This window comes from Burkholderia stagnalis (assembly GCF_039848545.1).
GTDB classification, from domain to species: domain Bacteria; phylum Pseudomonadota; class Gammaproteobacteria; order Burkholderiales; family Burkholderiaceae; genus Burkholderia; species Burkholderia stagnalis.
In genome coordinates this window covers 76,042-89,903 of the sequence record NZ_CP156686.1, presented here as the reverse complement: position 1 = coordinate 89,903, position 13,862 = coordinate 76,042, and the positions used below count along the sequence as shown (strand labels likewise).

Annotated in this window: 4 protein-coding genes and 1 pseudogene; 1 reads left to right on the top strand and 4 read right to left on the bottom strand. The window is 60.0% G+C overall.

The features are described from left to right. The first annotated feature begins 205 nt into the window (after window positions 1–205). Entirely contained in the window at window positions 206–790 is a 585-nt protein-coding gene (locus ABFO07_RS17340) for a thioredoxin family protein (RefSeq protein WP_347469334.1), read from the top strand. Between the two features lie 98 nt (window positions 791–888). Here the strand turns inward: ABFO07_RS17340 and ABFO07_RS17335 are convergent, their stop codons facing one another. From ABFO07_RS17335 to ABFO07_RS17320, 4 genes and pseudogenes are all read right to left on the bottom strand, one after another. Continuing rightward, window positions 889–2,661, bottom strand: a complete 1,773-nt coding sequence (locus ABFO07_RS17335; protein WP_059563156.1) for a ShlB/FhaC/HecB family hemolysin secretion/activation protein — start codon at window positions 2,659–2,661, stop codon at window positions 889–891. Window positions 2,662–3,230: 569 nt separating this feature from the next. Beyond that, window positions 3,231–3,762 (bottom strand): annotated as a pseudogene (locus ABFO07_RS17330) (POTRA domain-containing protein); the annotation flags it as partial. A gap of 60 nt (window positions 3,763–3,822) precedes the next feature. After that, on the bottom strand, window positions 3,823–4,242 hold the full coding sequence (locus ABFO07_RS17325) for an SMI1/KNR4 family protein (protein WP_081067688.1): 420 nt from the start codon (window positions 4,240–4,242) through the stop codon (window positions 3,823–3,825). After that, window positions 4,242–13,571 carry a hemagglutinin repeat-containing protein gene (locus tag ABFO07_RS17320; protein WP_347469333.1) on the bottom strand — a complete coding sequence of 3,110 codons (9,330 nt, stop codon included), beginning with the start codon at window positions 13,569–13,571 and terminating at the stop codon, window positions 4,242–4,244. The genes ABFO07_RS17325 and ABFO07_RS17320 overlap by 1 nt, the downstream gene beginning before the upstream one ends. Window positions 13,572–13,862: the final 291 nt, after the last annotated feature.

The window sequence follows — 13,862 nt, the reverse complement described above, 5'->3', positions numbered from 1 at the left end:
GCGTGTGCCGCCGAAAGGGTGGAGTGCGGGCGGCGGGCCCGGGCGATGCTGCTTTATACCGCAGCTCGCACGCCGGTTTGTATCCCAATGTATCCGGCGCGGACGCAGACACACGACATTGCAAACAGGCGCTCCGCGCACACATGCCGGATACGTGCGGGCGGCTCAATACGGTCTGTCGAAACCCCGAACCCGGAGAACGCCCATGTTCACCCGCCTCAAGACCGCCGTCGTCATCACCGCCGTCGCCGCCACCGCCGCGCTGGCCGCCTTCGCCGACACGCGCGGCGAAACCGTCCCGCCGATGGTCGAAGCCGGCGCTCAGGCCCCCGAACTCGCCGGCATCGAGCGCTGGCACAACAGCGCGCCGCTGAAGCTGAGCGAGTTGCGCGGCAAGGTCGTGCTGGTCGATTTCTGGACGTATTCGTGCATCAACTGCATTCATACGATTCCGTATGTCAACGAGTGGTATCGGAAGTATCGTGACCAGGGGCTGGTCGTGATCGGCGTGCATACGCCCGAGTATCCGTTCGAGCGGGATGCGCGCAATGTCGCGGATGCGCTGGGGCGGTTCGGGATTCGGTATCCGGTTGCGCAGGACAATCGGTATGACACGTGGAACGCGTACGGGAATCGGTATTGGCCGGCGCTGTATCTGGTCGATGCGAACGGGCGGGTCGTTTATACGCGCTTTGGTGAGGGGCAGTACGAGAAGACTGAAGCGGCGATTCGGGAGGCGCTTGCGCAGGCGGGGAAGACTGCGCGGGTGGGGGCTGTGCAGGCGCGGTAGCGGCCGCCCATGGCGGCCGGGCGGTGCGGCATCGGAATCCGCCGGGCCGGGGTGCGAGTCCCGGATGCGCGGGTGTCACATCGACATCCCGCCATCCCTCAAAACTGCGCAGTCAACTGAAATCCGACCGTGACACGCGCAGTCGGAAACCCGGATGGCTTGTAGACCGGCGTTCCAGCGAACAAATCGTACCCATAGGCGCCAAATCGAGTGGCGACGCTGCCCTTCACGCCAATCACCGCACCGGCCAACTGCGTACCAACCAACGCAACCGGCTGCGGTCCCCATACACGACCGTAATCCAGCCCGGCATAGATTGCTTGGCCGGTCTGCCCGATAGGCATTTGCAGTTCATTGCGCCAGTACAAGCCACGTGCCGCCGCCAACATCGTTTCGCCGTCAAAGCCGCGCACCGTGTAACGGCTGCCGATGGTCACGTCGTCGATGTAGTACAGCGTGTTACCCGTGTACTGACCATGAACGCTCGTCACGTAACGGAACGGCTGCTTTGCGATCGCGAACGGCACCGACAGATTCGCATCCAGCACCGCCATTCTGTAGCGGTAGGTCGGGCCGCCACCCGCCGCGAGTATGTCGTCCTGCGCGCCGAGTCCGCTGACACCCTGACGATAGGCGAGCGTGCCGTCGAACTGCGCACCGTCGAAGTAGTGACGATCGGTCAGGCCGAGTTCGATAACCGTGTTGTTGCGGCGCTGCTGCGTAATCTCCGTGTCTTCGATGAAGCTTTCGCCGAAGCGACGCGACAAACGGATGTACCCGCCGAACACGTCGTTCTGACTGCGCAGCAGCACGCGGGACAGTTTGAAATCCAGCGTCTTTGAATTGCCGCTCGCGACGAACGTCTGGTTAACGCCGGCGATTTGCTGATAGTAGGTGTTCGTGTACGCGGCAATCGTGGCGGTCCAGTAGCCCCACGGAATCGAATAGAAGCCGTTCCAGCCGTGCGAGCCGAGACGCTTGTCGCCAAGTTCGAGGTCTTGACTCACGCCGACGTTGAACACGTCGTTCAAGCCGAGCGGGTTATCGATGCCGATCGACAGATTGCCCTGAAGTTTGCCTGTCGCGCGTGTGCCCGAATTGTCGATCGATGCGACGACTGTCCACGGCTTGCCGCGCTTTACGTCCAGTACCACATCGCTTTCGCCCGGTAAGTCAGCGGGGACGATTTGCATCGACACGTCCTGGCTGGTGACGCGTTTCATTTGCTCCAGACCTTGCTCGAGGTCGCGCAGGTTCAGCAGTTCGCCGTTGCTGGTCGGGAATGCGGTCTTCCAGGTGCCGCGCAATTGCTCGTCGGCGAAACGGACGTGCCGAATCACGCCGGGAATCAACGCGAGTTTCAGCGTACCTGTCGTCAAATCCTGTTCCGGTAGCAACACGCGCGTCGTGATGTAACCGCGCGCCAAGATTTCGCGGGACAGGCCCTTGACGATCGTGTCGACGCTTTGCTTTCCGACACACTGGCCCGAGTAGTGGGCAAGCCATTCGCGCGCGAAGGCAAAGCGATCCATCGGCAGCGTGGACGCGCCGGCCGATTTCGCGGCGTCGGGCAGCGAATCGGGCACGTCGAGCGCGAAGCGGTCGATACGGAAGCACGGCTGTTCGGTCGGCAGCGGCGGATATGTTTCGGCGCGCGGCACTTCCGATCGAACGGAAGGGGCACGCACCTCGGCATCACGCTGTTGCGCGTCGCGTTGCTGCTGCGCTTGTCGATCCTGTTCCGCGTTCGCGCGGGCGGCAGCGGCTTGGTCAGCAGGCGTTGGGGCCTGCTGCGCACTGACAGCGAGCGAGAATAATGCAATAAGGGGAGATAGTCTCCAACGACTCAGAATTTTAGCCGCCCGATTCATCGCTTGCCACTCTCAAGATCAACCCTGCCTTTTCCAAAGAAGATATTCTCAATATACTTAGATAAGAGCAACAAGTCTGCGTAAGCCTTGGCACCAAAATCTGGATATTTTTTCGCAATGTATAGATCCAAATTTACCCGACCAATATCACCCATCTCCTCCCGCACTTCTTTCACAAATCGAGGCTGGATAATCCAATTCCGACCGGGCAAGGCAACACGGTCACGATGCTCCATAACCCATTCAACTCCGCCCTTGTAATTCTCAATAGCAGACCTTAACCCCAACATCAAAAATTGGTCCTCCACCACAAACCGAAATGACGTATATGGAGGATACGCCACCCTATCTTCGCGAACCCCATTTCCGCACTTGAAGTCAATATTTACAATGCGAGATTGATATTTTCTCCACTCTATCGGTGAAATTTTTTCAATTACATCGCAAAGCTCACCACCATTTTCCAGCTCAACCTCCATTACCCCCCCTCCTCGAATAACCTGTACCAATATCCCGCCCGGATTATGATTGTTAATCATCTGAAGCCAATCCTCCTTAGGATTTGTCGCGTCGACGAAGCGAACGCGGCGATTCACGCCGGGAATCAGTGAGAGGCTGAGTGTGCCACTTGATAGGTCTTGCTCGGGAACGAGCACGCGTGTGGTGACGTAGTCGCGCGCCAGAATCGCTTGAGACAGCCCCTTGACCAGTACGTCAATGCCTTTTTTGCCGGCGCATTGCCCTGCGTAGTGGTTCAGCCATTCGCGGGCGAAGGCGAAGCGATCCATCAGGAGAGCGGGCGCGCCTTGGGTTTTCGCTGCATCGGGTAATGAACTCGGCACGTCGGGCGCGAAGCGATCAATGCGGAAGCACGGCTGTTCGCTCGTCAGCGACGGATATGTTTCGGTGCGCGCCCCTTCGGACCGCACCGAAGGGGCGCGCAGCGCGGCGTCGCGCTGCTGCTGCGCTTGTCAATCCTGTTCCGCGTTCGCGCGTGCGGCGGCGACTTGGTCGGCAGGCGTAGGCGTTTTGTTGCGCATGAGCTGCGAACGATTCAAAGACTGCAAGAGGTAAGGCCGCCATTCGCTTTGTTGCTTTCATCATTAAATTGGATTGCATTTTTCCGGCAGCACATCACCCCCTTCAAGTCGGCGGAAATTCCTAATTCCCAGAAATCCAGACTTCTTTCACCCAATCAGCAAGATCAGGCCACGATTCTGTCGTCGATCCATCTTGCGACCAAAATCGTATCTGTCCGCCTGGAACGATACAATAATAGTCCCCATTATCTTCGCAAATCGGGATCCAGTCGCGCGGCAAGCCGATTCGTCGCGCCTCTTGAATTGCCGCGAGCAACTCACACCGATCATCTCTTTCGCGAGTAACTACCAACGGCTCTTTAGTACCAAAGAATATGGTGCTCGCATCCTTTAAAAATAGCCGATATTCATCCGAAAAAGAAAATCCTATCTCACTCTCATACTCTGACAGCAGTTCATCATCAGGGGCAGGCGTTTTGATGCGCCTTCCCGCTGATAAATTTTTCAATTCATCAATAGCGGCTATCAACTTGGCATCCATCAATGACCTCCGAAATCCTTGGCTCGGCTTTCCCAATACTTCGCGCGCCACCCATCGAATTGAGAGCGATTGATTCCTGATGGGATATCAGTTCCCGAGTTAATGTGAATGGTAGAGCTGTTTTGCTGATGAAAAGTTTGCGTAACTTCAGCGATCGGCCCATCGTTAGATTGTAGCATATGGTGCAAGTTGATCGGCCGCCCATCCGGACCAATCGGCGCTCGGCCAGCCTCCATTAATTCAAGATTTGTCATACCGGTTCTAGTATCCACGCGCGCAGGATCAATCAAATCGTTGCGTTGATATACTTTCGACCCGTCAAAATCTATAGGGTCGCTAGTCCAATACGATCTATCTTTTCCAAATGCATTGGAAATCGCATTCTCTGAAGCGGATTTATTATTGCCAATCGTCGCCTGCGAATTGCTTTGCGAGGTGCTTTGATTCGCGACATTACTTCGACTGGAATCGCCGTCGCTTCCGTTACCACTTGAAATAATCGGCGCACCCGGGCTCGCAACGGGAGCAACTGCAATCGTCGGGCACAGCACACCGGGAGCGCACATTGTCACGCCCGGCGTCACAACTGCATGCGCGGTCGGCGGAGTGCGATTGTTGTTGCTCACGTCGCCAAGCGGGCTTGCATCCGCGTCGGGCTTCTGTCCGGGCGGTTGAGGCAAAACGCTGCCAATCGCATAGTTTAGTGAACTGACAGGATGCGTTGCCGTTTCTACTATGGCATCCCAAAGACGACCGAGGAATTCACGTCCCGTTCCGCCGGTGCCAGTTGCATTGCCTTGGCTACGGTTATACAGGTCCGCATTCGATGCCGTGAACGCTCCCGATGTACCGCCGATCAACGCGCCGCCAGCACCAGCCAGCACGTTCGACAGGACGTTGCCCGCCAGCAGTGAGCCCGTACTGTTACCGACCGCATCCGCAAGGCTGTTCAGCTTACCTGCGACCGCAGACGACAGGGCAGCGCCTGCTGCTCCCGCGAAGGCATTTCCACCGCCCATTCCCGCAAGTAGCGCACCGCCTGCCGTATGCATCAGCACGCGGTTGGAACCACCTTCCGCCCAAGAATCCGCCTCGGCCTGATAGGCAGCCTGTGCCGTCGTATCTCCTGCAGCCTTGGCCGCATCGGCTTCGCGTTGTGCTTCCTTTTGCTTCGTATCCGCATAGGCCCCGATACCTTGCGCGATGACCTGACCGGCCGCCTGCCCCGCGTTCATCAAATCCGCCTGCTGATCCAGCAGGTTTTGCACGTCCGGCGTCTTCGAAACTGTCCCGTTCAGATTCGACGTATCGCGATTCAGGTTGGCCAGGTCCTGCGCCTGACCTGCCGGATTCGTGATATTGATCGTGCCCGCGCTCACGCCGCTACGCGTCGTCGCGTTCTCGCTTCCGCTGTCCGATTGCGAAATCATCGGCGTCACACCGCCCGCACCGCTGACCGATCCCGGTCCGATCGCCTTACCGGTGATGCCTACGCCCGCACCCGCGCTAAAGCCGCTGCTGTCCGCGTTGTAGGTCGAATGATTCTCGATATCGCGGTAGGTCAGCGTCCCCGTCGTCAACGTGTTCTTCGACGGATCGGCCGTGCTGGCAATCACTGCGCCCGTCAGGTCCGTATTGCCCTTGACGTTCACATTGAAACCGCCATCGCCCGCCTGAATCCCGGCTTGTTCGTTCACACCTGCGTAATTGCCGCTCGCGCTTCCGTGCGACGAACTGAAACTGGCGCTGCCGCCTCCCATCGTGCTGACACTGAACCCGCCGCCTGAACTGCTTTGGTGCGCGCTGCTGACGGTCGTATCCTGCACGCTGCGCATGTTCAGGTTGCCGCCTACGTCGGCCGTCACAGTGCGGCCCGAGACATTCGAGCCAATAACGTTCGTGTCGCCGCCGCTGAGAAGCGTCACACTGTTCGCACCCGTCACGTGCGAATTGTTTTGCATCACGGCGTCACTATTGCCGTCGCCATGCGCGCGCGACATGGCTGCCGAAATCCCGATACCGTTCGTGCCGATCGACACGCCGACGCTCGCGCTCGACGACGAATTCGAGCTGCGCGTCGAATCGGTGTTCGTCGTGTTCTGCAGGTCAATCCGGTTCTTCGCGGCCAGCAACACGTCATTGCCCGACACGTTCGAACCGGCCACCGTGATATTGCCGCTGCCCGGGGTGCCGTTGCCGGTCGCAATCAGCGCAGTGGTGCCGCCGGCCGTGACGCTCGAGCCGCGCTGCGCCGTCTGGTTTTCCGACGTATCGAGTCGACTATGGCTCGATCCAACGCTGATTTGAACGCCGATGCTCGGCGCACCGCCACCTGCGAGCGCGCCGCCCGTCAGCCCGGCAACGCCCATCGCGGCATTACCGGCCGCCGCGATCGCGTGCAGGGCCGTCGCACGGCTGTCGCCGCTGCCGCTCTTTGCCGCCTGCGCCTGCTGATAGGCCCCGTTGATCGCATCGCCGACGCTGCCCGACAGGCCGAGCGTGACGCCGCTGCTGCTGGTTGTCTCGCTATGCGTCTTGTTGTTGGTGTCCGTCGCCGAATCGATCACGACGTTCGCGGCGGTGCCCGTCAGGTTCTTTCCGGCAACCAGGTCGCTGCCCGTCACGTGCAGCGTGTCACCGGCCTTGACGGTCAGGTTGCCGCCTATCGATCCAACCGTGCTCGCGTTGTTCGTGACCGACGAAACATGATCCGTATCTTTCTTCGTCTGCGTGCCGATACTCACATTCAGGCCGCTTGAGCCGATGCCCGAATGCGTTTCGTGATAGTAGCTGTCCTGCGTGACCGTATCCTTGGACGTCGTGATATTGACGTTGTTCGCCGCTGCAAGATTCACATCGTTCGTACCAACGACCGTACTGCCTTGAACGGTCAGGTCGTGGCCCGACTGAATGTTGACGGTGTTGCCCGATACCGTGCTGCCGACGCCGACGTTCGCACGCGTCTCCTTCATCGAATCGGTCTTCGTGCTGCTGACGAAGCTGCCGCGAGTAACCCGCACATCCTGATACTTGTCGTGTTCTTCGCGAGCTTCGTTGATCGTGACGTTGCCCGTCGCCGCGATGTTCGCCGCACCGGTGCCGTTCTCAACGCCGTTCGTCATGCCAGCGGTGAGGGACGAACCCGTGAGCGTGACGTTGCCCTTCGACTTGTCGCCACTTGCCGCCGCCAGTGTCGCGTTTCCGCCCGCCGTGAATTGCGTACCCACGGCGTGTTCGTCGTAGTTGTGATCGACTTCCTTGCGTGTCTTGTCGTCCACCGCGACGTTATCGAGCTTCGCGGTATCCGTAACGATCGTTGCCGTCAGGTTGCCACCCGCGAGCACGGCCAAATCCTTGCCGGCGGAAACGGTCGCACCCTTGAGCGTCGTATCGTTACCGCTTTGCATCCCCAGACTGCCACCTGCGGTGATGCCGCTCGTGACGTTCTTCGTCTTCGATTCTTCCCAATGATGCTGACCATTCAGATACATCGATTGGTTCGTCGTGGACTGAACCGTATCAACGTTGATATCGCGACCCGCCGTGACCAGCGCATCGCCGCCAGCCGAAAGATTCGCGCCATGAAGCGCGAGGTCGCGACCGGCCTGAACCGACAGGTCGCCCGTTGCCGCAATCGTGCCTTGCCGGCCGATCAAGCTTGTACTGACCTTGCTTACGCCCGATGCGCCGGTCGCGCCCACGGCATCGACCAGCGTCGTGTTGACGATATCGCGACCGGCGCTGACGGCAACCCGATTGCCGGTAATCATCCCCGACGAGTTCACCACATCGTTGCTGGCCGATACGACCGTCGTGCCGTTCGTCGCGCTGCTCGAAATCGTGCCACCGCGGTTCAGGATATCGGTCGCGGTGAGCACCGTCTTCGATCCGCCCTTGATGACGCCCGTATTCGTCGCGGTGCCGACCGTATGGATTTCCACATCGTCGGCCGCGATCAAACCGCCGCTCGGCTGCAGGTCGTTCGCATGCGTTTGCGCCATATAGACGACCGGCGCCAACACGTGCGTCGTGCTGCCATCGGGCAGGGTCACGGTCTGGTCGACCAGCCACACGATATCGCTCGTCAACGCATCCATTTGCGCAGCGGAAAGCGCCACGCCCGGCACCAAGCCGAACGACTTCGCATAGTTCGCGCCGTTCGTCATCAGCGCGCGATATTCATCTTCGGCGCTCGCGTAACCCGGCAGGAAAGTGCGCCCCGTCAACTGCGTGATCTGGTTGCGCACCATCTGCTGCTCGTACATGCCGTCACCCAGACGCTTTTCGATGCTCGCCGGGTTCAGGTTCAACTGGCCGAGCATGTAGTCGCTCGAGATGAATTTCGTATAGCTCGTCAACCGCGGATCGGTGACGATCAAATACGGCTGGCCCGGCGCAGGATGAACCGAGTACATGCCGCTGGTGGGCAACGTGATCGACAACGCACCCGTCGCGCTCGCGACTGATTGCAGCGCCGGAACCGTCGTCGTTCCATTGGCCGCGCCGACTTTGGTCAGATTGCCGCCCGTCACGCCTTGATTGGCCGAATTGTTGCCGAGCGTGCCGCCCGTCGCGCCGGTCGCGGAATTCTGCGCGGCGACATTCTGGTTATTGACGCTCTGCGCGCTGATAGACACCGACTGATTCGCGATGATCGTGCCGCCCGTGCCGCCGATCGCGACGGGCGTATGAACAACGGGCGGCTCGACGATCGTGCCGCGATCCCGATTGGTATCTTCGTTCCACGCATACATCGACACGATATTGTCGGTCTGATACTGATACAGCGTCTGGCCGACGTTGTTGACGACCGTGCCGCCGTAACTGCCGCTCCCAACCGAACCGTTCTGCTGCGTACTGCCGATCTGAATCGACTTGCCGGCCGCGATCACGCTGTAGTCGTTGTTGATCGTGCCGACGTTCGCCATCGTGATACTGCCGCCCGCGACGAGTTGCGCTTGCGGCGCCTGGCTCGTTACCTTGTCCTGCTGAATCGTGGACGTGGTATCGCGCCAGATTTCGACACGCTGATAGCCCTTATGGGCGTCGCTGCGCGTCGCATATTCCGTGTCGGGAACATAGTTGACGTGCGGGTCATACGCATCCCAATAGTTGACCGTAATCGTGCCGTTGCCGTTATCCGTCAGCGTGTTGTAGTAGATCGTCTGCTGCTGACCGTTCACGGTCAGGACGAGCACGCGGTCCGTAGCATTCGAACCGCTTGATTGGGACACCACCTGCGCGCTGCTGAACGTGTCGTTGCGTGGGGTCTTATAGCCATAGTCGAATACCGCTTGCGTGCACGACGAATGCGAGTTGGCATTGGTCGTCGCACACGCTATGTACTTGTCGCGCTTGGTTTCGTGCTTGCTCGTCGTGCCGGTCGTTTCGGTCGTGACCGTAGGCGCCGGGCGCGTATTGGTAAACGTGCCGGCCGCGAGTTCGACATTCCCTTGCGCTTCGATCGCCGATTGATCGTTCAGCACGTTTTGCGTGCGGTTGGCGAGCAACCCGTTAGCGTCGCGCTGGCCGTTCGCCGCGATATTGATATCGCCGACGCTGAACAGGTTCGCGCCGCCTGTATTCGACAACTGATTCGTCGCGTACAGGTTCAATTGATTGGCGGCGGCGAAGACTGCGGCGGCCCCGGTATTGTTGATCGTGTTCGCGTTCGACGTGACGTTGGCACCGATGACTGTGCCCGTGTTGTTCAACGTCGCGCTGTTGGTCGTAACCGTATCGCCTTCAATGCGGCCGGCGTTGTCGATCGTGCCGCCGTTCGCATTGACCGTCGTGTTCGCGGAATTCAAATCCGCGCCGCTCTGGTTGTCGACGTTCGCCGCATTCACGGTGAGCGCGCCGTTGGCATCCAGCACGCCCTGGTTCGTCAGCTTGCCCGACGTGGTGAAATTCAAGTTGCCGTTCGCGTGCAGCCTGTTCGCTGCCGTCTGCGTGTAGTCGCTTCCGAGCGTGATCGAGCCATCGCGGCCTGCGATGATGGAACCGTCACCGGACAGCGTGCCGGCCGTCAGCGTCAGGTCTTGATCGCTACCGATCGCACCGCCCTGATTCGACAGCGCACCGGTCTGAATCGATACGCTGCCGCCGCTGCCGGCGTCGTTACCGATTTTGCCGGACGTATTGTCGATCGACGCGGCGTTCAGCGCCAGCGCGCCGTTTGCTCGAACAGATCCGTTCTGATTCGAAAGGCGGGCGTTCCCGCCGTTGAACATCAGATTATTCGCGGCCGACAATACGCCGCCGGCATTGTTCGCGTTATTGGCGACGTTCAACGTCAGGTCGTGGCCGGCCAGCGTCTGACCGCCTTGCGCATTCGTGAGCGATTGCGCGGTCAGCGTCACATCGCCGTTGCCGCCGATCGTGCCTGCGCCGGCTTTACCGGATGCACCCGTGTTCGTAATCGACGTGCCGCCGTCGATCGTCGTCGCGCCCGTGCCAATATTTACGATCCGCCCGTCGCTGTTATCAATGCTCGTCCCGGACAATTGGAGCGTCGCCGTTGCGCCGTTCGCCTCGATTTGGCCGCCGTTGTTGAGCACGGCACCTTGCGCGGCAACCTTGAGGTTGTCCTTCGCCTGAATCAGGCCGGCCGCGTTCCCGAGCTGGCCGTTCGACTGCACCGACAACGATCGTGCTGCCAGCAACGAACCGTTTGAATTGTCGACCACACCGCCCGAAACCGACACATCGCCATTGCCGCCGATCGTGCCGCCCGCCGTGTTCGTCAGCGCGTTCGTCGCCGTGACGGACAGTGCATCCGTGCCGAGTGCTTTAACGGCACCGCCATCGTTTGCCAGACTGTCGGCCGCGATCGTCAACGCGTGATTCGACTCGACGACACCCGTCTGGTTGTTGATCGCGCCTTGGGATTTGATCGATACGCTGTCGGCACCGATGTATCCGGCCGCGCTGTTGTCCAACGACTGGACGCCAAGCGTAGCTTGCCGCTGTGCGGACAAGGTGCCGGCCTGGTTCGACAATGCTGCGGCGGTCAGCGCCAGCGCGCCATTGGTCGCGATGGAACCGCCCTGGTTCGACAACGCGCCCGTTGCGATCGTCAGCGTACCGCTACCGGCATGTGCGATCTTGCCGTGATCATTGATCAGCGTCGCAGGGGTGAGGCTCAGATCGGCGCTGTTCGTCCGTACGGTGCCCGAACGATTGTCGAGCGTGCCGGAAACGGCGATCGTGGTCGGGTTCGTGCCGGTCTGCGTGATCGCGCCCGACCGGTTCGCGAGATCGGTTGCCGACAGCGACAACTGGCTTGCCTGTATCGAACCGGAACTATTGTCCAGATTGGTCGCGCGAACGTTCGCCAACGCGCCGGCAGAAATACTGCCGGATGCATTCGCCAGGTGCGTACCGGCGTCGATCGATGCGTTCCGACCGGCCGTCAGTGACCCGCTACCGTTGTCGATCGATTGCGCGCCGATGTTCAAATCGGTCGTGGCGCTGATCGATCCTTGGTTTGCGATGCTGCCGGCCTGTACCGAGACAGCGCCGTCACCACCGATCACGCCGCCTTGCGCGCCGTTCGCGGTCATACCCGCTGCGTTGGTCAGTTGGCCGCTCGTCGTGATGGACAAGCCGTCGCCGTTCAGGGACGTGACGCGCCCAGCGCTATTCTGAAGGGAAGCGGCGACCATCTTCATTCGGCCGGCGCTCTGGATGATGCCTTGCTGATTGTCGATCGCGCCGCCTTCGACGTCGGCCGTGTTCTGCGACACCAGCGTGCCGGCCTGATTCGAAAACGCCCCGGACGCGCGTACCGTCAACGCGCCTTGCGACGATACCGTGCCGCCTTGGTTCGACACGCTGCTCGCCGTCAGCGTGGCACCGCCCTGGCTGGAAAGGCTGCCGTGATCGTTGACGAGCGCGCCCGCTGCAGTCGCGTTCAATGCGCCCTGTGCGCTCGTCGTCGCGTTCGACAGATTGATGTCGCCCGCCGTCGCATTCACATCCAGCGTGCCGTTCGTCGCCGTCTTGCTGCCGGCGAGATCGACGCCGTAGCCGCGCAACGTCGTGTTGCCGCCCGCGATGTTCTCGCCGGTTGCGCTCAATTGGCCCGTCGTCGCCACTTGCAGCTCACCGGCTTGCGTGACCGCGCCGTTGCTGTCCACGCCCGCGCCGATTGCCCCTGTGGAATTCAACGAACCGGCATTGACGCCGACGTTGTGCTGCGCGGCGAGCGTACCGGTATTCACGACGTCCGCGCCAGTATTGAGCGACACGGATTGCTGGCTGTAGGTCGTGCCATTGTTGTCGATGCCGCCGTCTGCCGACACTGCGACATTGCCGAGCGAGCTGATTTTGCCGGACTGCACCAGCCGGCCCGCTGTCGTCAGCGTCAGGCCGGCCGCATCGGCCGCGATGGTGCCTGCATTGCGAACCCCAACACCGCCCTCGGTGCCCACCAAAAGGATGCGATTGCTATACATGCCGCCCAATTGGGCTACGTCGATCGCAACAGCGGGGGCGGCGCCGTCACCTTGAATCCGCGTCGCGGCAAGGGTGTCGTGATTAACCTGATTGGCACCCGCGACGACATTCAGGTTGTTCGCGTAAATGGCTGCATTCGCCTGAACAGCGCGCGCAATGATGTCGACCTGATCGATATTTGCTGCATTCAGACCCGCGCCGGATACCGTGACAAGCCCGCGACTCACATTGAAGCCGGCCACCGATCCATCTGCGCCGTAATACGGAACGCCCGTTGTCAATACAGCGCGCGAGGTATTGATGAATCCGCCGCCATCGATTTGCAGTCCAGCCGGATTGCTTATGATCACCTCGGTTTTTTGGCCTGCGACCTCGACAAAACCGCGAATCGCGCTTGGATTATTGCTGATAACCTGATTGACGATGATCCGCGCAGCGTCGTTCGCCCCGAAATTCGGGTTGCCGTTGATCATGCCCGCTTGCTGCGTGTTGACAATCGTGGGCGAATTATTGAGTATCACGCCCGGTTTTTGTACGTCGAATTGATTATAAGTATTTAAAGATACGCCGGCGCTGCCGGGCTTATTGATGTTGACTTGCGGTAGTCCATTTTGCGTCTGGATCACCGAAGGCGCGTGCGCGCCGCCGCCCGCAATCTGCGCATTCGCCCACATCGGCATCGCACCGGCCATGACCAGTACCGCAAATGCTGCGTGACGCAGTGCGAACCGTGCGAATACCAGCGGCGCCCGATCTGCTGAGACCACTTCGCCTCGGCCTGCGTTACCTGACGCATTGGCCGTCTCTTCGACGGCAATCAGCATGCCCCGGACACGACTGAATACCAGTCGGTAGTTATTCTTGTTCATGATTCTGGTCTACTCGCAAATCGCGCCACGGCGCACTACGGATCAACGGACCAGCACATTGTCCCGCAGAAAATGTCTCTCCTCTTCTTGATGCGAGTTAAGGAGTGTCAAATCGTGGTGTCAGCAAGACGTTTGTTAAGCGAACCTGTCAACTTCAACAAATTAAATCCCAACACCTCGAAAATATTTCGTCCGCCCGAATCTCTCTTACCCTCCATCGAAACGCGAAAATCGGCGCAATAATCGCCATCCGGGAATCAATCGCATTCCCCTCCATCGCATTATTCGCGA